General features: G+C 47.5%; 23 protein-coding genes. 6 read left to right on the forward strand and 17 right to left on the reverse strand.

Going from position 1 to position 26,641, the window contains the following annotated elements; all coding sequences use genetic code 11:
- Window positions 1-141: 141 nt before the first annotated feature.
- From BCT27_RS09790 to BCT27_RS09820, 7 genes are all read right to left on the reverse strand, one after another.
- Window positions 142-972, reverse strand: coding sequence for a DUF6602 domain-containing protein (locus BCT27_RS09790; protein ID WP_102395675.1), 831 nt, complete (start codon window positions 970-972; stop codon window positions 142-144).
- A 462-nt stretch (window positions 973-1,434) separates the two neighbouring features.
- Entirely contained in the window at window positions 1,435-2,808 is a 1,374-nt protein-coding gene (locus tag BCT27_RS25835; protein ID WP_241908549.1) for a helix-turn-helix domain-containing protein, read from the reverse strand.
- A gap of 206 nt (window positions 2,809-3,014) precedes the next feature.
- Window positions 3,015-4,382 carry a guanine deaminase gene (guaD, locus tag BCT27_RS09800; RefSeq protein ID WP_102395676.1) on the reverse strand — a complete coding sequence of 456 codons (1,368 nt, stop codon included), beginning with the start codon at window positions 4,380-4,382 and terminating at the stop codon, window positions 3,015-3,017.
- Between the two features lie 236 nt (window positions 4,383-4,618).
- The gene (locus tag BCT27_RS09805; RefSeq protein WP_102395677.1) at window positions 4,619-5,923 is read right to left on the reverse strand and encodes a solute carrier family 23 protein; all 1,305 of its coding nucleotides are present in this window, start codon (window positions 5,921-5,923) and stop codon (window positions 4,619-4,621) included.
- 255 nt (window positions 5,924-6,178) lie between these two features.
- The gene (locus BCT27_RS09810) at window positions 6,179-7,468 is read right to left on the reverse strand and encodes a TRAP transporter large permease (RefSeq protein WP_102259383.1); all 1,290 of its coding nucleotides are present in this window, start codon (window positions 7,466-7,468) and stop codon (window positions 6,179-6,181) included.
- A 9-nt stretch (window positions 7,469-7,477) separates the two neighbouring features.
- A complete protein-coding gene (locus BCT27_RS09815) occupies window positions 7,478-8,005 on the reverse strand; it encodes a TRAP transporter small permease (protein WP_017018031.1) in 528 nt (175 codons plus the stop codon).
- 90 nt (window positions 8,006-8,095) lie between these two features.
- Window positions 8,096-9,259, reverse strand: coding sequence for a TRAP transporter substrate-binding protein (locus BCT27_RS09820; protein WP_102395678.1), 1,164 nt, complete (start codon window positions 9,257-9,259; stop codon window positions 8,096-8,098).
- A 430-nt stretch (window positions 9,260-9,689) separates the two neighbouring features.
- Here BCT27_RS09820 and BCT27_RS09825 point away from each other — a divergent pair, with 430 nt between their 5' ends.
- Window positions 9,690-11,303: a GMC family oxidoreductase gene (locus tag BCT27_RS09825; protein ID WP_102395679.1), complete on the forward strand. Its 1,614-nt coding sequence runs from the start codon at window positions 9,690-9,692 to the stop codon at window positions 11,301-11,303.
- Window positions 11,304-11,387: 84 nt separating this feature from the next.
- On the opposite strand, the gene BCT27_RS09830 is transcribed toward BCT27_RS09825, so the two are convergent.
- The 5 genes from BCT27_RS09830 to BCT27_RS09850 form a co-directional block, all read right to left on the reverse strand.
- Window positions 11,388-12,155, reverse strand: a complete 768-nt coding sequence (locus BCT27_RS09830; RefSeq protein ID WP_102395680.1) for an IclR family transcriptional regulator — start codon at window positions 12,153-12,155, stop codon at window positions 11,388-11,390.
- Window positions 12,156-12,315: 160 nt separating this feature from the next.
- On the reverse strand, window positions 12,316-13,692 hold the full coding sequence (locus BCT27_RS09835; RefSeq protein WP_102395681.1) for an MATE family efflux transporter: 1,377 nt from the start codon (window positions 13,690-13,692) through the stop codon (window positions 12,316-12,318).
- Between the two features lie 225 nt (window positions 13,693-13,917).
- Window positions 13,918-14,202, reverse strand: coding sequence for a hypothetical protein (locus tag BCT27_RS09840; RefSeq protein ID WP_102318010.1), 285 nt, complete (start codon window positions 14,200-14,202; stop codon window positions 13,918-13,920).
- A 241-nt stretch (window positions 14,203-14,443) separates the two neighbouring features.
- Window positions 14,444-17,206 (reverse strand): DUF2339 domain-containing protein, encoded by a 2,763-nt coding sequence (locus tag BCT27_RS09845; protein WP_102395682.1) that lies wholly within the window; start codon window positions 17,204-17,206, stop codon window positions 14,444-14,446.
- A 189-nt stretch (window positions 17,207-17,395) separates the two neighbouring features.
- Entirely contained in the window at window positions 17,396-17,836 is a 441-nt protein-coding gene (locus BCT27_RS09850) for a GNAT family N-acetyltransferase (RefSeq protein WP_102395683.1), read from the reverse strand.
- Window positions 17,837-18,127: 291 nt separating this feature from the next.
- Between BCT27_RS09850 and BCT27_RS09855 the strand changes: the two genes are divergently transcribed.
- Window positions 18,128-18,544 (forward strand): GNAT family N-acetyltransferase, encoded by a 417-nt coding sequence (locus BCT27_RS09855; protein ID WP_102395684.1) that lies wholly within the window; start codon window positions 18,128-18,130, stop codon window positions 18,542-18,544.
- 53 nt (window positions 18,545-18,597) lie between these two features.
- On the opposite strand, the gene BCT27_RS09860 is transcribed toward BCT27_RS09855, so the two are convergent.
- Both BCT27_RS09860 and BCT27_RS09865 read right to left on the reverse strand, forming a co-directional pair.
- Window positions 18,598-18,789, reverse strand: a complete 192-nt coding sequence (locus BCT27_RS09860) for a hypothetical protein (protein WP_102395685.1) — start codon at window positions 18,787-18,789, stop codon at window positions 18,598-18,600.
- 209 nt (window positions 18,790-18,998) lie between these two features.
- Window positions 18,999-20,261 (reverse strand): mechanosensitive ion channel family protein, encoded by a 1,263-nt coding sequence (locus BCT27_RS09865; RefSeq protein WP_102318015.1) that lies wholly within the window; start codon window positions 20,259-20,261, stop codon window positions 18,999-19,001.
- A gap of 215 nt (window positions 20,262-20,476) precedes the next feature.
- Here BCT27_RS09865 and BCT27_RS09870 point away from each other — a divergent pair, with 215 nt between their 5' ends.
- The 4 genes from BCT27_RS09870 (at window position 20,477) to BCT27_RS09885 (ending at window position 24,460) form a co-directional block, all read left to right on the forward strand.
- Entirely contained in the window at window positions 20,477-21,862 is a 1,386-nt protein-coding gene (locus BCT27_RS09870; protein ID WP_102395686.1) for a multicopper oxidase family protein, read from the forward strand.
- Between the two features lie 39 nt (window positions 21,863-21,901).
- Complete coding sequence (locus BCT27_RS09875) at window positions 21,902-22,768, forward strand: alpha/beta hydrolase (protein ID WP_102395687.1); 867 nt, start codon at window positions 21,902-21,904, stop codon at window positions 22,766-22,768.
- Window positions 22,765-23,073 carry a DUF6506 family protein gene (locus BCT27_RS09880; RefSeq protein WP_102395688.1) on the forward strand — a complete coding sequence of 103 codons (309 nt, stop codon included), beginning with the start codon at window positions 22,765-22,767 and terminating at the stop codon, window positions 23,071-23,073. The genes BCT27_RS09875 and BCT27_RS09880 overlap by 4 nt, the downstream gene beginning before the upstream one ends.
- Before the next feature lie 232 nt (window positions 23,074-23,305).
- Window positions 23,306-24,460 (forward strand): DUF5666 domain-containing protein, encoded by a 1,155-nt coding sequence (locus BCT27_RS09885; RefSeq protein WP_102395689.1) that lies wholly within the window; start codon window positions 23,306-23,308, stop codon window positions 24,458-24,460.
- A gap of 59 nt (window positions 24,461-24,519) precedes the next feature.
- Here the strand turns inward: BCT27_RS09885 and BCT27_RS09890 are convergent, their stop codons facing one another.
- From BCT27_RS09890 to BCT27_RS09900, 3 genes are all read right to left on the reverse strand, one after another.
- On the reverse strand, window positions 24,520-25,293 hold the full coding sequence (locus BCT27_RS09890; RefSeq protein ID WP_102395690.1) for a nuclear transport factor 2 family protein: 774 nt from the start codon (window positions 25,291-25,293) through the stop codon (window positions 24,520-24,522).
- Window positions 25,294-25,378: 85 nt separating this feature from the next.
- The gene (locus BCT27_RS09895; protein ID WP_102395691.1) at window positions 25,379-25,777 is read right to left on the reverse strand and encodes a VOC family protein; all 399 of its coding nucleotides are present in this window, start codon (window positions 25,775-25,777) and stop codon (window positions 25,379-25,381) included.
- Between the two features lie 185 nt (window positions 25,778-25,962).
- The gene (locus BCT27_RS09900; RefSeq protein ID WP_241908551.1) at window positions 25,963-26,571 is read right to left on the reverse strand and encodes a TetR/AcrR family transcriptional regulator; all 609 of its coding nucleotides are present in this window, start codon (window positions 26,569-26,571) and stop codon (window positions 25,963-25,965) included.
- Between the last annotated feature and the right edge of the window lie 70 nt (window positions 26,572-26,641).

The raw sequence follows: 26,641 nt of genomic DNA on the forward strand, positions 1-26,641 counted from the left end.
ACGGGGGGATCCATGTAGCCCTGTTAAGGTGTGAGCAACGCAATACCGAAGCTCCCGCATACCACCTTAATCACTGAAAAGAACGCATGGTGAAAATGCCACGCGTTGCGAATCACTCTTAAACAGTTTGTTATGCGGATTTTACCTACTTGAATTAAGTATTACTTTGGGAAACTGTACAGCTTCCTTTGCTTCGCCGACTGTCCCATAAAAATAGTCACATGGGTTATAGTCAACTAACGGAGCAACACGAATGAAGTTTAATAGTTCAAATGTTATTTCTAGTAAAGGAGGAGTATAATTTTCAGCTTCAGGGTCAGAAATTATTAACCCCCACGCCTCTGAGGGAACAGAAGTTACTCCAAACCCTTCCTTTATGTAGCGAACCGATGAACCACGAATGTCGACATACATATTCGGCCAAACTCTCATATCGAGATTTGAGCTATAAAAACCTATAAACTCTTTTTTCAATGAACTTGTTGAAAGAGAGTTTTCTGTGATGATGGCACCAAATATTTGATGTTGGAAGTTTTTGGTATCCAACTTTCTTCCTCTAGGAAGAACTATGTTTGTCCCATTGTTGGAACGGTCAAGCTTTTTGACAGACTGTATGTTTTTAATTGCCGACTGAAGTGTTTTTGCATCTTTAATGGATGCTTTTACTTCTACTACCGCAAGAACAGATTCGACCATGAAATGTTTGATATTTCCAATTTCTAGAACAGAATGGTAATCATCGCGATAAATAACAATATCAATTTGATTGCTCACTCCCCCTTGAGCATCAATGACAAAGCCAGTGCCAATTTTAACATTTTTAGGAAGTATACCAATTAAATAATTGGTAATTATTTGTTCTCTAGCTCTACCACTTTCACCAGGGTGACTTATAGATCTGGATAGTTCAAGCCTCTCTAATACTTCTCTATTCAGGGAAGTAATAACAGACTCAATGAAAGGTAATGGCATAATTAACTCCGATGTATATTGATCCGCATAACAACTTATTAGCGTGCAACTTGCCCGTTTAGTCCAAAAGCGGGACGCCCGACTAGCCCGCATCCAGCGCTGCACGTCAACAAGGTAGTCCATTAAAATCAATCAATTAAAACATTTTAACTTTGACCTAAATGACAAAATCGGGCGTCCCGCACTAAAACGTACAAATTTTCACCATATGCACTCTACTGCGTTTTTACGCAGGCATTATGCAAAAGAAAAATTCGATCTTTTTGAAACGATTCAAGCACTCAGGGGTCGGAACGCCAACTCACGTATGGGTAATACCGCCCTTCGCATATCGGCATACAACACGCCATCACTGTCTAAGATATCCGGCGGGAATGTACCACGAAGTGCATAAAGCAATACTTGATTTTGATCGCGCGGGAGACCAAGTGATTAATGTTCAGGCAATTAGTCGTGAAGGTACTACCGCTGTCGCGATCGAATGGGCGTTAACAATTCAAAAGACACGGAGTGAACATCAACTGTGTTCACCACCTTTACATCTCGGATGATTTCTGGCCCAGCAGAATAATAGAATTCGGAATGGCGATTTAAGTAGTGATAAAAACGTTCAATGTCGCTGTCGATATCAGAAAGGTTTTCCCCTTTCCAAGTAGAGACAAGGTAGCAGCCTTCAATGCTCATTGAATGGTAGTCAGGCGGAAGTTCTGCCTGTTGGAGGCTTTTCTCTAAACCCGCAAAGAACACATCAAATTGTGCGTCGTAATGCGCCGAAGGGTCGCCAAACACCATCATGCCCTCTTCGTTATTTGCGATGAGGTGTGTCCATGACGGGAATGCGTCAAACACTGACGCGATGCGCCGCGTGCCTGCATGCTTTTCTTTTGGTAGCGAATGCCGCGAGACGGGAATGTCGATCAGGTTTAGTGAGATGACGCTGACGGGAAAGGCATCAACGTGCGTGAGCGGCTGTTTGGCGACATCAAAGGGCTCGACGGCAAAGCTAAATGTTAATCCCGTGTCACTTGTTCCCCAGCAATAGGGCAAAGGGCCAAAGCGTAAGTGATGCTCTTCTTTTAATCGAATACCGAGATGAAAATACACCGCTTCAATGTATTCCGTTGAAGGTACGTCAATGGAGCCAATGTGACGTTCAGGCACAATCGCTTCAAACAAGGAGTCAGGAATAACAAAGTCATCATCCACCTGAAAACCTATCGCCAAAGGAAACGACCCGCTGGCATATTGGTTGTGTTCTGAGAACTCGAGTATTCGACATCGCGTGAAATGTAACGCCCCTTGGTTCGCATCCAGGCTCACCTGCTGACGCAAGTGGATAAAACCCGCTTCAATCCGCTCATCAATCACGGTCGCGTCGCGGTCAATCGAATCAATGCGAATTGCGGAACACGCCCAACGGGAAGCAGGCTGGGTGTCGAATCGAATGTCAGACTGATTCAGCAGGCTTAATCGTTCTAGCGCCGTCTTATCCATCTCTGCCAGTGACAATCGCTTTGCCCACATGGGTTGCTGTCGGATGTTTTTTGGGGCAACCATCGCGAATCGTTTGAATGCACGGGCAAAGGCTTCTTGAGATTCAAAACCAAATTCAATGGCGATGTCGAGAATACGATGTTCCGTGGTCGCAATTTTTTCGGCGGCGAGACTGAGCAAACGGTGGCGTTGATATTGACTAATGCTCATCCCGGTTGCGCGCTTGAATTGACGTTGTAAGTGCCAGCGTGAATAGCCACTGCGCGCTGCAATCTGCTCGACACGCAAAGTCTCTGGCAGCGAATCCTCAATCAGAGCGATCACCGATAAAATCGTGTTCATGTTGCGTCCATCATCCATTGCGATGCAGCAAATCTACCCCAAGTCATTATATTTAATGCGGTTACTGGCAATCGACATAAGATTTCTGCGAACAGGTTCTCGTGAATGGCTCTTGTGAACGTAGAGCTTGCTGCACAAAACTTGGCGCATAAAAAGCCCGCTGAATGAGCGGGCTGTCTTTCCATATCAATGCGATGATAAAAGCCTTAGCGCACTTGTTTGCCTTGCACCCAAACTTTGCTGATGTTGTCTGTTTGAGAGAGTGAAATGATCTTCTCAAGGATATCGCGCGGCGAATCCATTTCAGGCCATACGCGCAGGTTACCGCGTTCACTGTCTGGCGAAACCACAATGGCGTCGAAGTGATAGTCCGATGCAAACACACCGATCTTTTCATTCAATACCTGACCACCACCGTTGGTTGCCATCCAGAAAGATTCCAAGTAGCTAATGCGTGAGCCTGACACACCGCGTTTGTCGGCGGGTAGATGACAATCCACACCGTCTTCACGCACACGAGAATGTGTTACCGCATCAAAACACGCACGGAAGATTGATGGAGACGGCGCACCTGCAATGTCGCTGCCTAAACCCACACGCACATTGGCATCTAACAACTCACGGGTTTGCATGGCGGCATTGGCAAAATACATGTTCGACAACGGACAATGACCGATACCAGCACCGAACTGGTTCAACATCGCGATGTCTTTTTCGTCGATAAAGATCGAATGCGCCAATACCGATTTGTTGTTCAACAGCCCTGCTTCTGCATAAATCGCAATGTCACTCATGCCATAACATTCAATGCTGTAGTCACGCGCCCAGTCGCTCTCTGAACAATGGGTTTGCATGTGAAGGTCATATTTCTGAACCAATTCGCCTAAGCCTTTCAGCATAGGGTCGGTGCAGCTTGGAACAAAACGGGGCGTAATAACCGGCTTCACCAAGCCGCCTTCATTGCCCGCCAAGCCGTGCACGTTATTCACGAACAGTTCAGTCTCGTAAAGCGCTTGTTCAACACTGCTTTCACGGTAGAAATCAGGACACTGTTCTTGGTTGTCCATGTTGACCTTGCCCACGAACGCACGCTGACCCAGTGCCAAACACGATTGCGCGAGCACTTCCGTGGATTCGCGGTGAATCGAGGCGAAGTAAACCGCGCTGGTTGTGCCGTTTGCCAACAAGGTGCGGCTTACATCTTGGTAAATGTTTGCGGCGAATGCGTTGTCGGCATAACGGTTTTCAAGTGGGAACGTGTAATTCTGAAGCCAATCAAATAGCGGCAGATCCAGCCCCTTACCTGCTTGCGGCCATTGCGGTGCATGACAATGCAGATCCACCAACCCTGGCATCAAGTATTGGCCTTTTGGTAGCACCTCTAATTTGCCCGCCTCACGCAGTGCAACCACCATGTCTGCATGGCGTGTATCATCGGCTTTCACTGTGTCGGCGATATCACCTTGGTGATTCACCAAGATCAGAAAATCGACGTTGAATTCAAATTCGCCTTTAACAGGGCAATGGAAAGTATCAGCCAGCAAGGCAAAACGAAGAGCGTTGAAATCAATCATAATTTTTTTCTTATTTCGAGTGCTTAGTTGTTTGTTTGCTTGTTACGAAAGCTGAGTAACCAAGCGTATCGGCTTTCGAGAGCGCATTTTGTTGAGCACAAAGCTCAAATCAGTTATGTCACGGAATATTAATGACATAAACAGCCAAGGCCCCGCCAAAGCGAGCCCTTTTAAAATCATTCCATGTTACAAGCATACCCAAACCAGTAAGTTATAGTGCGTTAATTTTCTACTTGTTATGCGTTTTCCAATTCGTTTTGGGTGCTAGGCAAAACAAAGTTCAAGATCACCGCAGCGAGCGCACCGATTGCAATGCCTGAGTTCACCAAGTAGCCCGCCATTTCTGGCAATGCATACACCAACTCACGAGGCATCAATACTGCGCCCAACGACAACATGATAGGCAAACCCACCACCAGCATGTTGCGCTCGTTCAATTGAATGTGTTGGATAACACGGAAACCGTTCATCGCAATCACCACACAAATGACGGAGAAAATGCCAGAAATCACCGCATGAGGGACAGACGCAATCAAGCTGGTCAATTTCGGCACCAAACCGAGAATTAAAAGGATCACGCCACCGGCAATAATGGCACGGCGAGACGACACCCCTGTCACCGCAATAATGCCAGCATTGGTTGAATAGCCAGTGACTGGGCTGCCACCAAGCAATGAACACACAAAATTACCCGCGGCTTCACCGGTTGCGCCACGGTTCAGGCGTTCATCGTTGAGGTCGACACCTGTAACAGCACTGACTGCGCACCATGTGCCTGTGGTTTCCACCAGCACAATCATGGAAATGAATAGCATGGTCAGAATGGCCATTGGATCGAACGTCAATTCACCAAACGGCAATAGCGTTGGCAGTTGTAGCCACGATGACGAACCCACGGCAGAGAAATCCGCCATGCCATAAAACGCAGCGACTAAGGTACCAATGACAATCGCACCAATCACGGACGCTAAACGTAGCCAGTGAAGTGATTTAAAGAAGCACCCCAGTAAGATGAACGATGACAAGGACACCATGCTGGTCAGCGCGATCACGATATTTTCGGTTGGGCGCTCGCCTGAGTAGATCCCATTGAATGCCACAGGCAACAGAGAAATACCCACCACGATGATGACCGTTCCGCCCACAATTGGTGGGACAAAACGCTTCACCAACTTGCTAAACAGGTTGGCAGGTTTACCCAACAGCGCGACAAATATCGCCACTGGGATCATAGCCCCGTACACCGCGCCCATGCCCATGGTTTTGCCAATCGCCGCGATTGCGCCGATGGGAATGTAGGAAGGCCCCTGCATCACGGGCATTTTCAGTAGTAAGCCAGACTGAATAATGGTCGCGATACCCGCCACAATGAAGGTCATTTGAATCAAAGAAGAGGTGTCTGAAACGGAAAGAGACAAAAGACCGGCGAGAATAATAGGCACGATGTAAAGATCCATCGCCAGCACATGTTGTGCCCCAAGGGAAAAAGACGTCGGAATGGAGATCTTTTCGTCGATATTAGTAAGCGTTGTATTTTTCATGATTCGCTAGCAAGAAATGGACAGTAAATGATGACAACCGGACGATATTCATCCGCACATGCTCTGATGAATAAGGTGTCATACACCCACACTACTCATCCTGAGCCTGCCAGTATTTCCAACTACGAAACCGCGTTATAACAAGATGTTAACCGCGCAACAGCTGAAAAGTGCGCGCATAATACAGCAAAACCACCAATAGGCAAACGTTTGCTTATTGGTGGCTAATATTGAACGTATGTGTCGAGCTTAAGGCTAACCCACTGCCGAGAACTGCACCAAATAAGTCGAAAGTGGCGGCCAGAAGGCAATGATCATCCACGCGACCATGAGTGCAAACAGATACGGCAGTACATATTTCACAATGGTGAAATACGGTATTCCCGTTATTCCGCTGGCGACATAGAGGTTCAACCCATAAGGCGGCGTGATAAAACCAATGGCATCACCCACCAAGAAGATCACTGCAAAGTGGATAGGATCGACCCCCACGCTGTAAGCAATTGGCGCAAGGATGGGCGCAAGAATGATGGTGTTTGGCAGGCTTTCTAATACCGTTCCCGCCAACAGCACTAACATCATGCAGGCAATCAACACAAAAGTGGGATCACCAATCGCTGACATCCATCCGCGCACCACTTCACCCGCACCCAATAGGGAAAGCAACTGCTGCATCACAACAGACACCGCAATCAATGGCGCTAGCATGCCCGTAATTTGCCCTGAGCGTAGCAAGATGTTTGGCAGCTCACGCAGTTTGATTTGGCGCGTGATGAGTACGCCCGCAATCAAGCAAAAACCAACCGTCACACCTGCCGCTTCTGTGGGAGAAAACGCACCAGAATAAATGCCGTATATCACAATGCCGATAGCAATGATGCCAAGGTAAGCTTTCAAGCCCGTTTTCAGAATACGCTTGGGTTCAAACTTGATGAGATTGCCCCAACCGTTCTTCTTACAAACGACATAACACGCCAACTGCATGGCAATCACCATGAGTAAGCCAGGCAGCATGCCACCGACGAACAAATCACTGATGGAGAGATCCAGCAAAAAGCCATAAACAATGAAGATGATACTCGGCGGGATGATGATCCCCACCGTGCCTCCTGCCGCAGCGGTGGCAGCAGCGAAACGTTCATCGTAATTGTTCTTCGCCATTTCGGGTTGCATGATGGAACCGATCGTCGCTGTTGTACCCGCATTCGAACCGGAAATGGCCGCGAACATGCCGCACGCACCAATGGTCGCCATGCCCAAGCCACCTCTCACCCACCCTAATATAGAGTAAGCAAAATCTGACATGCGTTTGGCAATGCCAGCAGCGTTGATCAAATCCCCCGTCATAATGAACAGCGGCAGCGCCAATAAGCCAAAGAAATTTAGCCCTTCAAACAAGGTCACGCCAATGTTGGCAAGGGTAAAATCAATGACCAAGCTACAACCAACAACCCAAAAACCAATCACAAGAAAAATGGGAACGCCGATAATAAAAAGCAGTGTTACGCCAAGAGAGATCAGCGTGATAAGTGTGCCGTCTTCCATATTCTGCTCCTAATCCAGTAACGACGCTTGAAGCACAAACGGCTCTTTACGTTGATATTGCTTAATGTCCTTGGCCAAGTTTTGCAGCACGCGGATCACGATAAGTATCCATGCAAGCGGTGTTGCGAGATAGAACCACCATTCCATGACATCATCCGTCCCCCCTACGATCGCGAAGTTGTCATACGCTATATAGGTTTGATTGGTGGCGTGATAAATCACGATGCCAGCAAAGGCAATCCAAAGCACCGCATCTAGCACCAGACAACAAAACTGAAGGCGATAAGAGAGTCGCGCACGAATTTCTGTTAAGGCTAAATGTGTACGTTTCTTAATGTTGTATGAGGCACCGAACCAGGTAACCCAGAGGAAAAGCAGCACGGGCACAGTGGTGCTCCATGGCACTTGTTGGTTGAACAAAAACCGCCGAACAACCTCTACGAAAATAATGCCAGCCATACTTGAATAGGTGATCAAGATGATGACCTTTTCCGTGTTTTCATCTAACCATTTGAGCAAGGTATGTAGCGGTTTCATGCTGACCTCACAGATCATTGAATAAAGATACGCGCAGGCCCGTTTGCGGATGCGTTTTCACATCAGCAAACAGGCGCTGCACGACGATATTTAGCTTGTCCACCAGCGTTGTGGCGGCACATTGACAACTTCGGTGTCGCGAGGAATTTCTCGCGCAATGTCGTAGATTTCTTGGTAGGTATCGTGACCACCCGACCACTTGTTTAAGCGATCGCGCCACTGTTCCCAAGGTTCGGGGTTGAACTCTGGCGAACACATTTCTTCGGCTTTGCGCAGCTCAGCGTCAGACAAAGTCGCAACACGGGTATTGTTTTCCGCAAAAATGGTGCCCGGTCGTGGTGGGTTCGTCGCACCGACAATGTCAGTAAGCGCAGCCTCATTCATGCCTTGCGTGAAGATCTGCGCGACATACGCTGACTCCATCACATCGTCTTGAAGATCTGAGCCCAGCTTATCGAACACAGGCAAACTCATTGCCGTGTGTTCTGTGCCAGAGAAGAACTTGAGATCAACACATTGTGATACCACGGGTGCCATACCGGCGTATGCCACCGCGCCCATCCATGTTTCAGCACCGTCGATCAAACCCTGTTTCAAGCCATCCAACGTTTCCTCCCAAGCGATCGGTACGGGGTTGAGGTTCATCAACTGCATGGCGATTCGCCCGAGTTGCGTGCCCGTTACACGGTTTTTTGTTCCCGCAAGTTGATCGATGGACGTCACCAAAGGCTTATCTTTCCATTTCAAGCCAAGTTGAATGCCTCGTAACTCACAGTGGGTAAACAAGAATTGCAATTTATGACGCTGGCGGAGGGGCTCTCTAAACAAGGCTTCGCTTTTCTTACTGTAGAAAAAGTGAAACTGCGACGCACGGGATGGGAACATGTAGGCGTAATCCAGCACATTGAGATACGGTGCCCCCCCTGCGGAGTTTTGGGTCGACGCCGAATACATGTCGACAATGCCCTGCTGCGTTTTCTTCACACAGTTGGTTTGCCCACAGATTTGGTTGCTACCAATAAACTCAACGCGAATCGCGCCGTTTGTCCGTTGTTCAAGGTCTCTGGCGAAAAAAAGCTGTGCTGATTTTTGAATGTTGAGGTTTTTCTCGTTAAAACCCGATGCCCCAAACTTAAGTTGGAACTTAGGCGGCGCAGAATAGCGTTCCTTTTGCGTATTTTCGGCGGCTCTCGCCAGCGTAGACACGGTGGCTCCTGCTCCCAATGCTCCCGCGGCGATCAGGGTTGATGTCATCCCAAAATGGGCGGACACCTTCATAAAATCCCTTCTCGTGAGTATCTCCCGATTTTTGCTCATGCTCGCACTCCTTTGTGTTGGCTTTCGCTCAAACGTTTACGCTGGCATGCCTACATTTGCGTTCTCAGACAGAGCGGTCTGTGTTCACTCATCGCGCTCTGAAATCCAAGCAATCCAACGTTCAGTCGATAAATTTGTCCGTCATTCATACTCACTCCCCAGCCACCAAAATGTTAATGATTGGTTAATTTTCGAACCGGAACATTCCATTTATGGCATAGAAAAATCAAAATTCAAGCCTTGACTATAAAAATCGAGATCATTAGTCTCATATTTCAAGGTTTGAGATTTTCTGATTTCAGATATTTTTGAGCGAATGCCGCCTTCTTTTCACGGCATCGGTAGACAGTGAGGGAGAGTGAAAAAGATGGGACTATCTTCAAATCATTACGATTTTATTGTTGTGGGTGCTGGCTCTGCGGGGTGTGTACTTGCCAATCGTTTGTCCGAAAATCCTTCCATTCGCGTGTTATTGATAGAAGCAGGCGGCAAAGACAACAATCCCTGGTTGCATATTCCAGTGGGGTATTTCAAGACCATGCATAACCCAAAAACGGATTGGTGTTATGTCACTGAGCCTGATCCGGGCATTAATTCGCGCCAATTGCAGTGGCCAAGAGGAAAAGTGTTAGGGGGGTCTAGCGCACTCAACGGTCTGTTGTATGTTCGTGGACAAGCAGAAGATTACGACCATTGGGCGGCATTGGGGAATCAAGGTTGGTCTTACCAAGAAATACTGCCCTATTTCAAAAAATCGGAAGACCAAGAACGTGGATCAGATGATTTTCATGGGGTAAACGGGCCACAAAAGGTCAGTGATTTACGACTGCGTCGCCCCATTGCAGACCATTTTATCAACTCAGCGATCAAGCTAGGCATCCCCTATAACCCTGACTGCAATGGTGAAGTGCAAGAAGGCGTGGGTTACTTCCAACAGACTGCGTACAAGGGCTTTCGCTGGAGTACGGCAAAATCCTTTTTACGCCCTGCTAAACAACGAGAAAACCTGGATGTTCTCACCCGCCACCATGTATCAAAGGTGTTGTTTGAAGATAAAACTGCCGTGGGTGTTGAAGTGATCAAGGACAACGAAAAACGGCAAATACTGGCAAGTCGCGAAGTCATATTAAGCGCGGGGGCGATTGGTTCGCCGCAACTGCTTCAACTCTCAGGGATTGGCCCTTCTTCTTTGCTCAATGAGCTCAATATTCCTGTGCAGCATGACTTAGCGGGCGTCGGTGAAAACTTGCAAGATCACCTGCAAGTCCGATTGGTATTTAAAACCAGCGAACGAACGCTCAATGATGAATTAAACAGCTTGGTAAAACGGGCGATGGTGGCGCTGCAGTATCTCTTTAATCGCACTGGACCACTGACGTTGGCAGCAAGCCAAGTGACTATTTTCACCCAATCTTCCTCCCATCTCACACGGCCAGATATTCAATTTCACATGCAACCTCTGAGTGCAGATAAGCCGGGCGATGGCGTACACCCTTTCTCTGCATTTACCGCGTCGGTGTGTCAGCTTCGTCCTTACAGCCGAGGAAGTGTAAAAATCACCTCGACAGATCCCCTCGCACATCCCGCGATTCAACCCTGTTATCTGTCAGATGAACGCGACCATACAGTGATCATCAATGCGATAAAAGTGGCCCGAAATATCGCCAGCACGCCACCGCTTTCAGAGCATATATTGAGTGAATATGTACCAGGCGATAAATACCAAACCGACGAGGAATTGCTGGTCGCGGCGAGGGAATACAGCCAAACCATTTATCACCCTACAAGTACCTGTAAAATGGGCATTGATGACATGGCAGTCGTGAACCCAAGACTGCAGGTTTATGGGGTGAAGAATTTACGCGTTGTCGACGCATCGATCATGCCAGTCATCGCCTCTGGGAACACCAATGCGCCAACCATTATGATCGCGGAGAAGGCGTCGGAAATGATTTTGGAAGACAACAACGTTGCGCATTAGCGTTTAACGAATAGCGCTATCTACGAACACAGAAAATGGCGATGCCGGTAACCAGGTGATTGACCCGAATACCGACATTGCCGATTACTCGTCAGTAATACCGAATTCTGCTAACGCTAAACGCTGGGCAGCGCGGCGAAGTAACGGCAAATACTGCCGCAACTCTTCTGTCGTTTTTCGAGTTGAAGGGGCATGAACGGCCACCGTGAACGCAACACGGTTGTCGTTATCAATCACAGGAACAGCAAGCGCGACCATGTCATCAAGGAATTCGCCTGAATCCATCCCGACCCCATCTTCGGCGATCTTCGCTAAATGAGTTTCCAACTGATCGATATCCGTGATGGTTTGCGCTGTTTCACGTGTTAACGACATACTTTTCAACAAGCGCTTTCGTGCGGTCGGTTTCATGTCTGAAAGAAACAATTTACCCGATGCGGTGCAATGCAGCGGATAGTGTGTGCCGACAGGTAAGTGAATACGATAAGGCCAGTTCGTTTCGACACGTTCTAAATATAAAATTTCATAGCCGTCCAGAATGGTCAGGTTGCAGGTCTCCCCGATTTCATCAGACAGCTCTTTAAGAATGGTATAGCGATGCACATTAATAGAGGAATTCTTTAACGTGTCTCTAGCAAGGCTCCTCAATCGGGGACCGGCAGTAAAACGTTTACCATCAAGCTCCCGCTGCAATAACCCCTCCTCTTCTAGTTGTTGCGCGATACGATGAACGGTTTGTTTCGGTAGATCCAACTCTTCTGCAAGATAAACACTGGAGAGCGGCTTGTCTGCCTTCACGATCTTTTCAAGGATATGAAAGCCACGAATAAGCGTTGATTGTGTTTCCTTCATTCTACCCTTCCGTTTGTCATTTGTTCTTTATAGGAACGTGAGAAATGAAACATTAAAGTATCTTGATTTTATTAAGCATGTATTAAGATCGCCAACTCTTTTCCATTAATTGAGACATTGAGTCCTGAATACCCGCAAAATTGTATTACTCCCGTGTGCATTACGCATCAATCAAGTTCTTCATCCATTTCCGTGAACGAAGGCGATAGGTACAAGACACCCATTTAAAGACAGCTTCAAGGAAGAACATGGCGAACACCCATTGAGGCGGAAATCCGAACCATATCGCCCCAATCGCCGCGAGAGGTATGCCAAAAAACCATTGCGTGAACATGTCTTGATACAGACAAAACTTCACATCACCACCCGCTCTAAGCACACCAACCACAAGCACTGTCGGTAAAGAACGCAGAATGTTTCCCACACATAAAATGACAAAGAAGATCTCTGTCAGTGCACGGGTTTCCCCTTCTAACACGGTGAACAGATTCAGAATGGGATCTCTCAGCGCGAAGAGAACAAGGGATGCCATCATGGTCACGACAACAGCGACAACGACCATTGTCATGGCTTGATAATAGACAGCATCAAACCGTTTAGCGCCAAGTTGGTTGCCAACGAGCACCGCTGATGCATTGGCGATACCCACCAACAAACTCAAGGAGATTGACTCAATCGGCGTCATTACAGACAACGCAACAAGACCCGCTTCGCCTGTTTTCCCCATGATCGCGGTATACGCGAACAACCCACCCGCCCATGCCAAAAAATTAAACGTGGTCGGCAGAGAAAGAGACAAAAACTGTCGAATACGCTCTTTGGTCATCACGCTGATAACATCCGACATGTTGAAAGACAACAGATGGGTTTTGAATCGTAAGTAAACATAGAGTGCAGCAGCTTCAATCATGCTCGCGGCTAGCGTACCGATCGCGGCACCTTGAATCCCCAATGCAGGAAATCCCCAATGGCCAAAGATCAGCACCCAGTTAAAGAGCACATTCAACACAATACCCAGAGCGCTGAACAAGGTACTCACCATGGGTTCGTGAACTGATCGTAAACCCGCCGCCACGCTGCTGATGTACGCCAACGACAACATACTGAAGGATGTGATCATCAAATAGTCACTGCCAAGTGCAATAACCGCCGCTGAATCCGTGGCCAACATCATGATGTACTCAGGCATTGCGGTGAACATCCCGACAATCATGAACGCGGCCGCAAGGGCTGTAACCCATGCCAACGCCACGCTTTCTCGTACACCTTTTTTGTTTTCCGCGCCCCAATATTGTGCCGTTAACAAAGCACCGCCTGTGGTAACCCCGCCAATCAGAATCGTCACCACAAACAATGCACGGCTTGAAACACCGATGGCTGCAATGTCGGTTTCACTTAACTGCCCCATCATCATCACATCCACCAGCCCTTTGCTGGCGAAGAAAATACTTTGAAGCGTAATGGGCAGCGCTATGGTGAAGAGCTTTCGGAGGAAGTCCCCCTTAGAATGCTGATAAATTTGAGAAAGTACTGTCAAGCGACCCCCGACATTAGAACAATTAGCAATCCAATATTGCGCAGATGTTCACTACACAGCGCGCAGGTGTCCCTACCAAACAAGGAGGTTTGCTGGCGAAGAAATGCGTTTTAGATAGGAACGATATCAGACGAGTGATGGTCGCCCGTTTTGTATGAATGTGTTACGAGCACCACGCGGTATGTGAGACGACCAAACTCCGCGCGTCAAAGGAGAAAGGCACCGTTACTTCACTCGGAGTATGCAGTGCTCAGCATTACCGACAGTGAAATTGATAGATTGGGAGAGCCTGAGCTGGTTGAGTTCATCGATCATGTACTCAGAATAGTTTTGGCGCTTCATCCATTGCATCGGCTCAGAAAAGCTATCTTCGCTGACGACAAACGCCTCGTTCTTCAACGTGCTTTCACGCACATTCACGATCCACATCCTTTCTCTAAATTCACTGGATTGTTTCAACTTTCCAGCCAATTTTTGATTCATAGATCTTAAGAAGCGCTTCATCTGCATTCGTTTCTCCTAAGGATGAATGAGTTCATTATGCTCAATGGGATGCGAGATTCATCTTGGCATTTTCGTCAGCACTTCGACAGGATAAGACCACTGCATTTTGTTTCAAACAGTAAATTCATGAGACGAGATGTGGACACATAAATGGCGAAAGTATAGCCAACCATTCCCATCAATCACAGGCATAGGCACGCCATTCGTGGTTACATTACATACACAGTTTCTTTTACGATTCTAAACATTACATTACGGGCTTCTCAGAGACCGATTTGTTTAATTTTTGGAAAAGCCATCCCAACCCGATCAACGATGCACCTAAGCCAAGGAAACTGATCGCTCGCCAAAAACCATCCAACGAACTGACATCCCACAAGAACACTTTCACCGCCACGCACGCCAACAAAGCAAGACCAACACGCTGAACGTGCAATGCTTGACGTGTCACACCAGCCCAAGTCAACACACCGCCAACCACGAGACCCGCAACCGAATAACTGAACAGTTCAGCCATGCTGGTTGAATGGAAGATAGTCATGGACGATGGTTGCCAGAAATGGCGAATCGACATGCCCAACCAAATTCCCGCCAAGGCTAGACCTGTTCCAGCATAAATGCGTGTAGAAATTTGCAACGCACTCAATCGATAGAAATACGCGCCAAACAGCACTGCCGCAGGCAGCAACCACCCCAATGTGAGCATGTTAAATACCGGCCATTCACTGGCCAGTACATGGTCATGAATCAACGGTGATTCCTTGGTGTTAAACAGCACTTCAAACGCGACAAATGCCAGTAACAACAGGTGGCCATATCCGCGATACAGCAGTGATAGCTTATCAGCAAATTGACTGCGATAACCGTAAACAAGCGCCATCACAAGGGCTTGGTTTGCATACACAATCGAAGAAGTGAAATCGATATCCGTGACATACCCATAACTACCCGTCAGCCAGTAGTTAGTCTGCGTAAACAAGGCTACAAGGAACACATGCAAGAATGCCCCTTCAAACCAGTTAGCAATGTCTGCTTGGGTATTGCGCAGCACGACCCTTGCGTATGCAAGAAGCGCTAACGAAGGCAAGTAGCTGAGAAGCACCCAACTCCAATTACCTCCATCTTGTGGCTGCCAATCAGGAATGAACGGCAGGAGCGTAAGCCGAACCACCAGCAAACTCATCGCCACTTTTATCGCCCAATAGGCAGGACGGAAAATGCCATATTGCGCTTGTAACGCCATCACCGCCACTTGCGCAGAAATCGCGAACGTCAGTGTTGCATCGTCAAACCAGACAAACGATAACGCCACGAACATGCCATGCACACAGGCTGAGACATCCTCGGTTAATGCAGGTACTCTCATGCCGATTTGCACATACAAACCCGCGACCAAAGCAGTAAACATGCTCCAGAAAACCAATTGTTCAGCCATCAGCACGTCAACATACCCGAGCATAAGTATCGTCATGATCGGAGCGAGAACAACCAATAAAACCCGTGATGGAACAGAACGATCGCCGCCTAAATACTGTGCGACTGTGCGTAAGGCAACCAGCATGGTGCTGACCCCTAAACACATCAAAATCTCCCGATCAGACAACCACCAATCAAACGCCTTCATACTAAAAGACAGTATCAGCAGTGACACAGCAACGACCACGGACACACCTTGGAAGATTCTAGGGGCAATGCCCATTCTCAGCGCAGGTAGCCAAAGCGTAACCATCAAAAATCCATAGAGATACAGCATCTCGATGCCAGACATAACATCAAATTGCTCTGTTGACCAAAACAGCAACAACACCGTCGCTATCGACATCACAACAGGATGATGGGTTAACGTGGTTTGGCCATGACGATAACGGACATCAAGCAACCAGCCCAATCGCGGGACAGCAAACAACACATAGAGTGTGAAGGTCAGGAATACAGACAGCCACATAAACAACTGGGCTTGTGGCACGGCCTCAATCAAGATCACCATCCAAAGCAAATGCGGCACAGCAATACTTGGTGCTAACCATGCTTGCTTAGCCTGTTGCATTAACACGGTTCCCGCTAACGTGATCGCTGCAATATAGCCACCAAGCAAGAAGTAATTCGGATCAGTACCGCCAATCCACAACGGTGCCGAATAGCCCCCAACAAGCCCAAGTACCGCCATTAAAGGGCCTTGGCGCAGTGATAAAGCAAGACTCGAAAATGCCGCCGTCGCGAGAATCACCAACGAGGTGGTTGGAGCGAGCATTTGGTAAACAACAAAGGCGAAGATGACAGTGCAATAGATGCCCGTTAAACCCGTCCCTGTGATTGCCGCAGGCACATACGAGAAACTTGACGCCCTTTTCCCTCGGGTTTCGTCTTTTTGTTCTCTTCGGTGAAACCACTCCCCAACAGCGATGGTGAGTGCGGAAAGCGTAAAGGCGATAGCGACACGCATTACTGGGGAGAATTCGATGCGACTTCCGATAACTTGAACCAAGTATCCGCCGCCGATGAGCATGGCAATGGCGCCCACCCAGACCAGCCAGTTTTCTTTAAAACTCGAAACCAGTTTTCTCAGCCCACGATCGAAGACAGTATCAAGATCATTCAGGGTGTTTGTTGAAGCACGCTCTTTAGAAAGGTTGGCGGCATCAGAAAGCAGTGAAGATGGAGCCTTCGCAGCAGAATGCGCAACAGACGCAACGTTAAGTGATGAAGGTTTAACGGCTTGATAGTGGGAAGGTATTGTTTGCTGGTGTTTGTATTGAGCTTGGCGTAACGATTCATCGCTAGGCGTCTCTCTGCTCTCAGCGACAACAGCGTCAGGATTGATCGCTTTTGAAGTCGATGTACTTGCACGAGGGGAACTTACAGGCGCATTCGAGGCGTCGGACAATTTAGCATCTTGCAGCGTCGCTTTAAGATCCGACAGTTCCTTTTCCAATCGAAACGTACGGTTTGACGCTTTTATGGCAACCAAAATGGCAACGATAGCCAAAACACACGAAATAAACGCTAACAACGACCTTCTCCCTAAAACACATTCCCTTGCATACACGCGACATGCTATCGCAAAAGAAGGCGGTGTTTCCGAAACAGCAGAAGGCTTTTTCTATTAGTATCAATAAGCTTACAAACCTAAGGAGCAACCCACATTTTTTTTGCACGCTTTCACGCCATTCCCTCCTCGGTTGTGACGGATTTTCATGACCTAGGCATTCTCAACGTTCTTGCTCATTCGAAAATAGGGGATGTCACCTTTATAAAACCGCTCGCCTTCTGCATGCATGCCGAACCTCTCATAGAGACCCATCGCCGTTTCCCTCGCGTCACACCAAAAGATACTCACCCCTTCCTGTTTCAAATCGGTCAGTATCCTTTTCAACATCAACGAGCCAATTCCCTGCCCTTGATGTGCTTGTGAGGTGGCGAATTTCCTCAATCGGGCATTTTGGGTCTTATTGTGTGCATCAGTGAATTCAGACGAAAAGTGTATCGATGCCACGCAAACAATTTCTCCATCGAGAAATGCCCCGTAGTGCAAAGCATCTTCGTCGCCTTCCACTTTCGAAAACGCTGGCGGTTCATTCGGCCAAAGCACTTGATGCCGCAAAGGAAGCGCCTCTTGCCAACTGATTGGTTTAATTTCCATGTCTCATTTCCCCCAGCAATCCCTCATAGTGTGATCAATATGGCGTAAATATGTAATAGAAACAACACCATATTGACCATGCCGTCAATACGTCTATTTCGAAACAGTCGTCCACCGCAAAAATATGAACATACACACTTATAGTGTGCGTTATTTCACTGGATTTCATAAAGTTAGGTGATAATCTCGCTGCATCAAACATGCTGTCGGGCGTACCCTACAACTGGTGCCGATACCACCAAATGCCCGACAGCACCCCTCTTCAAATTGCCCATTCTTATCGAGGCCACCATGGACGTTACGTTTTTCGAAGACAACGCTGATCGCGCTCAGGTACTGGATGTACTCACTCAGCTTCGCCCCCATTTCTCGCAAGACGCACTCGCCGCACAAGTTAAAAGACAACAGCAAAGTGGCTATCAACTCGCCTATGTTAAGTCAGACAACATTGTGCTGGCCGTCGTGGGTTTTGAAGTGCGTGAAAGTCTCGCGTGGGGAAAACATATTTATATCGATGATTTGGTGACAAACGAAAACCATCGCTCGCAAGGGGTGGGAAACGTATTAATGGCGTGGCTTAAACACCACGCTGCAGAGCATGGTTGCAAGCAAATCCACGTTGATTCAGAAATCCAACGCTTTAAAGCGCACATTTTCTATCAACGCGAAGAGTTCAAAACCATCGCGCATCACTTTGTGTGGGCGTGAGAGGCAGGAAAAACAAGATAAGTGGATGAGTTTGCTAACAGGCCGATGAGCCTTTAAACAAACTCATCAATACCGCGAAGATGACGACGATCTGCCGCTGCTCGGCGATCATAGCCCGCAAACTTACGGCGTTGTTTACGACGTTCTGACGGACGGCGTCGCTCCATGACGTAAACGCCATCGATGACTTTTGTTTCCAATACTGCATCTGCGTTGTCATTCGGACGATAACGTTTCAGCTTCATGGTCTGCCCTTCGATTCTTCAATTTTCCTACATTCAGTTAGTGCGTCAAACACCACCAAAAGACATGGTGACTTTTTAGTTGTGCCGCTGTTACTTATTAGAACGGCAACATCAGAAAATGTTTACAGCCTCTTTGCACTTTTCGCCACGTTCAACACGGTTAATGCGCGAAACTCTCATTTATGTGACAGTTTATGGTTAAGAAACCCTCATCCACCTGTGCCAATCTTACTGGCATCGCTGCCACCAAACGCTTGAAATGGGCGTAAACCAAATATCGGCATGATCGAATAAATATGGTCAAAGATGTCAGCTTGCACCCCTTCATAGAACACCCAATCGGTACTGTTCGTAAATGCATAGATTTGCAAAGGCAGACCCTCTGCCGTAGGCGCCAGTTGGCGCACCATGAACAACATATAGGGGTGAATATCTTTATGAGAACGCAGGTAAGTGGTTAGGTACGCACGGAAAACACCGATATTTGTCATGTGACGCGTGTTCGCCACATGGGGAATATCATCTATGTTCTCGTTAAACTCACTAATCTCTTTGGTTCTCTCGAACAGATATTCCCGCAAAATGCGGATCTCTTTCAGTGATTCAATTTCGGCGTCTTCCATAAAACGAATGGAGGTTTGATCGATGTTTATCGCACGCATGATCCGACGCCCACCGGAATCAGACATCCCCTGCCAATTGATAAATGCGTTTTGCACTAAAGCATAGGCTGGCAGCATCGACACGGTATTGTCGAAATTACGCACCTTAACCGTGGTGAGAGAAATTTCTTCTACCGAGCCACTCGCACCAAAATCATCCATCTCAATCCAATCGTTCAAACTCACCATGCGGTTTGCAGATAACTGAATCCCTGCGACAAAGCCTAAGATGGTGTCTTTGAACACCAACATCACCAAACCCGTGGCCACACCTAAACCACTCAAGAAGATAATGGGCGATTCATCAGCAAGAATGGAAATAGACACCACTATCCCAACAAAAAACAGGAACAGCTTTATCAACTGCACGAAGCTCTTTATGGGCATTCTGCGTGTAATGCCTTTGGCGGTAGCTATGTCATTGAGTGCATCAAGAAGTGCGAAGATCGTCCAAATGAACATCACCAACACCATCACGCTCAAAATGCGGTCAGTGACGGTTGCCACCAGCGGATGCTGACTAATAATGGGGGGAACCAGGAGCTCCAAAATCATGAGCGGCACAAGGAGTGCGATTTTTTCCAGCACCTCATGCTTTGCCAAGTTTGACCCCCAAATTTCATTGGTTCGACTCAGCACAATGTTCACAGAGCGTACGATCACGCGATGTACAATGAGGTAACTAATGAGCGCAACACCAACCGCTGCGACGATAAAAATCAATGTCGGCTCATTGCCATAGGGATCACTGTTTAAACCCATCGCAGCCAATTTTTCAGCCACATACTCTCGAACAGAATGGTCTAGCATTATTGCGCTCCCTCACGACTCATTCCACAAAGCCTAATAGGCTTCATCGCAACGCAATGAGGCAATATTGATACAGTGGTGCACCCTGCTCCGTTTAGAAATACGCTCACCCCCTTAATGCGTAAATAGTTCTCATTTGTTTTAATGCATCAACAAAATCAATTGCCTTTCTGTGATAGCGTGAGAAGCAGATTAAGGACATAGGGAAAATGAACATGGATTTTCGCCGTCGTAGGCTGTTGCAAGCGAGTGCCGCTATTTCTTCTTACTTTGCACTGCCAACACTTTCGCTCGCCAACACACGCAAAAGCGACAAAGAAGGTTGGATTTATGAACTGACCGCGGAAGAAGCAACGGCAGAGATCGTTGATGGCTTTCAAACCGATGTTTTGGGGTTTGACGGCCAAATACCTGCGCCCACGTTACGTTGCCGACAGGGTGAGCCCGTCACCATCATTTTCACCAACAAACTCAAAGAACCTACCACTATCCATTGGCATGGCCTGCGCATTCCCATCGAGATGGACGGTGTGCCATTTCTCAGCCAACCACCGATCATGCCAGGTGAGACCTTTGTATATAGCTTCACCCCTCCGGATGCAGGCACGTTCTGGTATCACCCGCACGTAAACAGCGTGGTGCAACTGGGCAAAGGATTGGTTGGCGCAATCATCGTGGAAGAAGCCGAGCCCGTGGTATTCGAAGAAGAACACACGCTAATCCTCAAACACTGGCACCTTGACCAACAAGGTCAATGGAAGAAGCTGATGATCCCGCGTTATAGCGCGAGAATGGGCACACCCGGTGAATGGGGAACTGTAAACGGAAAGCACGAACCCATTTATTCACTGAAGGAAAACGCGACAACACGTTTACGAATAGCAAACGTAGATAACACCCTCACTTACCCCATAACCGTAAAAGGCGCAGAAGCCTGGGTAGTGGCCATCGACGGCAATCCAATCAAAACGCCTTACCCTCTTGAGCAACATAAAATCAGCCCAGGAATGCGCCTAGATCTTGCGTTACATGCGCCCAAACAAGGTGAAAAAGTCTACGTGCAATACATGAAAGGCCGCTTTCCTTTCCCTTTGTGCACCTTTGAATCTGTCGCTTCCGAGATTACCTCCCCTGCACCACTGCCTGCTCTGCCCTTGAATCCTGTGCCTGATCTAGATTTAAAGAACGCGACAGAAATGGATTTCGTGTTTGAGTGGGAAGGTGCAATTTCGCCGACCAAAAAAAACGGCAATGTCGACACCAAGTTTTGGCTGATGAATAAACGCGCATGGGAAGGCATGACCAAGAACTCCATTCCCGCCCCGCTTGCAACACTAGAGCTGGGGAAGACGTATATCTTTGATTTGAAAAACGTCACGCAATATCACCACCCTATCCATCTTCATGGTCATACCTTTACCGTGTTGGAACTTGACGGAAAAAAACTGGATGAGCCTTTCCATACTGATACTGTGTTACTGGGAAAGAATGGCAGCGCGAAAGCGGCATTTGTTGCGGACAATCCTGGAAAATGGATGTATCACTGCCACGTGATTGAACACATGAAAACCGGACTTATGGGGTACATAGAGGTTGTCTAACGCAATGGCACAGTCCGCGAAACGCATAGAGAGATTAATGTGAAAAACGTCGGCATTTTACTCTGTCTGATTTTTGCCGTCATGTTCGGTGCCTTCTGGCTGTTAGGCTCCAAGCTTTCATCGCCAGCAAATCAAACGGTGCATCTCCCAGCGGATGCGCCAACGGCGGAAAACGTCACGATAGAGACCATCAGCGCGTGGTATTTCCCTGTAGAAGTCCGCAAAGCCTGCGTGTTGCTTTTACACGGGAATCGCGGTTCAAAACGTGACATGGTAGAACGCGCCAAGTTTCTCACCAAACACGGATACGCGGCGCTCGCCATTGATTTTCAAGCGCACGGAGAAACTCCCGGAGAACATCTCTCCTATGGGTATCTCGAATCGCACAACGCGCATACTGCAGTGCGCTATTTAAAAGAAACCAAAGCCTGCCAACAGGTCGCGGCGCTGGGTGTTTCCCTTGGTGGCGCAGCGGCAATATTGGGAGAGCGCGCCGTTCCGGTAGACGCCTATATCTTAGAGTCTGTCTATTCCAGCATTGAGCAGGCCGTCGAGAATCGCCTTGCGATTTACAGCCGTCATTTTCCCTCCGCGTTGGCTCCCCTTCTATACGAACAAATCCCGCTTCGACTGGGCGTGGAGCTTCATCAACTTCAACCCTCCAAGGCTGTGAAACATCTCGATGCGCCGGTGCTCTTCATACAAGGTGACAAGGACAAAAGAACCTTCTTATACGAAGCCCTTATGCTTTTTGACAATGCGCCCGAACCGAAATACCTCAATGTGATGGAAGGTGCTGCACATGTTGATTTGCATCAGTTCAATACCGAGCAATACGAAACCACCGTGCTGTCATTTCTTGCTGAGCACCTCGACCCGCCCCCGCCAAAAAGGAGCACGCCGTGATTAAAAAGTACGGTTTTATCGTAAAAGGTGAAAACTACACGCCAGATACTCACCACAGCACATTGGATTCGGGCTTTTTCTTTACCAAGGTTGTGGGCGTTTCAACAGACGAAGAAGCCATTTCAGCGGCGCGTGATTTTGTCGAATCTGGCATAGAGGTAATCGAACTGTGTGGCGGGTTTGGCAAAGAAAGTGCCGAACACTTGATTGCAGAGGTAAACACGCATGTGCCGATTGGCTATGTCTTCTTTAGCGATACTGAACAGCAAAAGCTCACATCGTTTCTCTCATCGCCCTCGGCTTAACCTCTAACCTCTAACCTCTCACCTCTCACCTCTCACCTCTCACCTCTCACCTCTCACCTCTCACCTCTCACAGCCTGGCGAAAAAACACACTAAAACACCAGGAAATTAGTCACAAACCAAGAACAATGTACAAATTGACAGAAAGCTGACAAAGGTGATGAAGATCACACTAAGGAATTATGGTAAATTCCTGCCGCTCATTAAGCAGCATCACTTTTTAAGGCTTATAAAATGAAACGATATGCTTTTCTTTCAATGGTAACTTTTGCATTGTTTGGCTGTGGTGGCAGCGATGGCGGAAGTGATTCATCAGCACAAGCTGCGCCTTCTGCGATTGAAGGAACAATTGATAGCGTGTCTGCAACGACAGTGACCGTCAACGGCTACACATATCAAGCAACGTCAGCCTCTTTTAAAGGCCAAACGTTTGATCAAGACATGCTGACACTCGAACCCAATATGATGGTAAAGGTCAGTAATCAATCTCGCGCAACCAACAGCAGTGTTGAGCTAGAGCCAACCTTTATAGGTCAAATTGAGAATATTAACCGCCTAAACAGTACCTTCTCTATTGCTGGCGTTAATCTCAAGTTCCCACGTCTTTCGACTACCATCGTCAACAACGATTGGGTCATGGTGTCATCAATGCCAACCGCAAACGCGGGTTACAAAGTATTGTCTGTGGTGAAGTTCCTGCAAGACCCGCTTGATGGCGAAATGGTGGCGGAAGGCCGTGTGTCAGCGTTAGACATGAACAGCCAATCATTCAAAATTGGTCAATCTCTAACAATCTCATTTGATCCACAGATCGTTGAAGACAAACGCACGCTAGCTGATGGCATGTGGGTTGAAGTTCAAGGCCAATATGATGAAAGTAATGGCGAGCTTATCTCAAGCCGTATCACCATTAAAACCTACAACGATTTCCCAAATGACGGCGAAATCGAAGGTATCGTGACGTGGGTTGCGAAAGATAAAAGTGAATTCGAACTGAACTACCGTGGCCGTATTGCTGTTCGTTCAACCACTGAGTTTGACGATGGCAACAAAAACAACCTTATAGCTGGTGCGTTGGTCGAAGTAGAGATTCGCAACCAAGGCAACGCTGTGTACGCCAAAGAAATCGAATTTGAAGACGATTTCGATTTTGATATCGATTGGGATAAATTCGAGTTTGAAGAAGAAGGCTTCGTTACTGACATTGATAGCGACACCCTTTCGTTCACCATCAATGGCAAAGCCATCGTGACTGATGCTAATACCGAATACGAACACCGCATTGATTTCGATAATTTAAGCGGTGAATGTATCGAAGTTGAAGGCATCATCATCGACGGTAAACGCATCGCTCGCGAGATTTCGCGAGAAGACAACTGCAACGATTAATCTACCTTACGTATCTGCGTAGATAAAAATAACCCGCCTTTATGGCGGGTTATTGCTATTTAAAATTTACCGCTGTTCGCCAATTCTTCTGCAGCGGGAACGGGTTCTGAGGCATCCCAGTGTTCCGCCACCTTGCCATTTTCCACGCGGAACAAATCCGTTTGGGCGTATTCTTGACCATCCACCGTGCTTCTACTTAGCGTTGCCACAAAATCACCGCAGCCAATCAACAACACGATTTCTTGATACCAAAGCGCACGCTCAGACGATGTCAGCATACCTACCAACGCATCACGACCATCAGCGATATCCACACTGTGTTGGATATAATCCTGAGCGATATACTCGTCGGCTTTATCAAGGTTGCCATTTGGCATCAGCAAATCTTCGATCATCGCACGCACCAGCGCTTTGTTTGTTGCCGTGTCGCCGGTGTCAGTAATCTCCGTTGCACCATCAACCTGAGTGCGCCCTGATGCAGTTTCACCCACGTATTCTGCAATCACATCCCAGTGCTCAATGATTTTGTCATTCGCATCTGTGTCGAAAAAATCCATGGTGACCCATTTGTACTCACCATTATTCAAGCTTTGGTACGCTTGCATGAACACGTGCTGTCCATCGGCAAAACCACGCACAATTTCAATGTGTCGAATCGGGTTTCTTTCAAGGAAAGGTTCAAAGAATTCGATAAAACCTGCCGCACCATCTTTCACACCTGTTGAGTGCTGGGTATAGCGATCACCGGTATATTTTTCAACGGCCTGACGCGCATGACCGTCCCTGATCCCTTCAATGTAGAGCGCTTTTGCATTTTCGAGTTTCTGGTTCATTCAACACATCCTGATGTTTTATTGTTTATCGATGTTTACATAGCGCTAAGCACTGGCATGTCCGTCCCTAAAAGGGCATAGACAACTATGGCGCAGGTTTGTGAAATTCAATCACGTTGCCGTCAGGATCTCGTATAAAGAAGAATTCTGTACCATCAGGTAAATTGATGGTTTCAGTGATTGGAATATTGTGGTCGGCCAGCGTACTTTTCACACCTTCGACATCTGTGATTTCTAATGCAAAGTGAGTAAACCCAGTGTGTTTGACTGGCATATCAGAGAGGATATTCTTCTCAGATGCATCGGCTGACGCATTAAGAATGAAGTTAATATTAATACCTGCTGGGTGCTCCATCACAGCGACAGGTTCTGGCCCAATAGGCCCTACGATAAAAACGAACCCTAACTTTTCATAGAATTCACGTGTGATGCCAAGATCACGAACCCGCAGGCCTGCATGATTTATACGTGTTATTTCTTTCATGTTATCTCCGCACTTCTTCCACAATTGACGTTTCTTGCTACCACCTTCGCGAAGCAGAAATCATTATCCATTAGCGACCGCTAACTTTCTGTTTAGTCTTTGAGAGCAAAGGATAAAACACAGTGTATATACCCCAACGCGCCTAAACTGTTCGGCTGTTCATGGAGGTGGTGCATATAGCGTGTTCAACGAAATACGGACAGCGACGTTTCCAAAATACTTTTCACCATGGCTCTGTCGTCACCTCTTGCGAGCTGCGCTAAGGCGTTTGTGAGCTGGGCATCAATATAAACCGCAGCAAACGTTGAGGTCATATCAGAGCGGAAACTCCCATTATCTTTGCAGCGTTGAATCCAAGCTTCATACATTCCCAAGATCTCTTTATGGGACTTCGCTATCTGTGACTGGGTCTCCTGCCCTAGCAGCATGCTAGATTCACGCATCTTCACCATCAAACACCCTTTAGGCACCTGTTGTTCAGATGGATCTTCCGCAATGAACGTCACCAATTCATCTAATACCTGATGAAATGGGCGTTCACTTTGAAGTATTTCCAACAGTGGTATGAGCACCGCTTTTAGATAGGCAAGCAGCACCGCTGTCATCAAGCCATCTTCGTTACCAAACTCACGGTATAAGCCAGGTTTGGACACATTGGCTTGTCGACAGATTTCGTTTATCGACACGTCACGCGCACCGCTTTGCCAATAAGCGAGCATCGCAATCTCAAGGATATGATTCCTATTTAACGTTTTTGGTCGGCCTCTCGGCGCTTTAACTGAATCTATACTCATTAATAAGTACCAACTGGTATTTAATGTTGACATGACGTTTTTGATTACTTAATGTACCGCATGGTACTTA

Source organism: Enterovibrio norvegicus, assembly GCF_002876705.1.
Lineage (GTDB): Bacteria > Pseudomonadota > Gammaproteobacteria > Enterobacterales > Vibrionaceae > Enterovibrio > Enterovibrio norvegicus_B.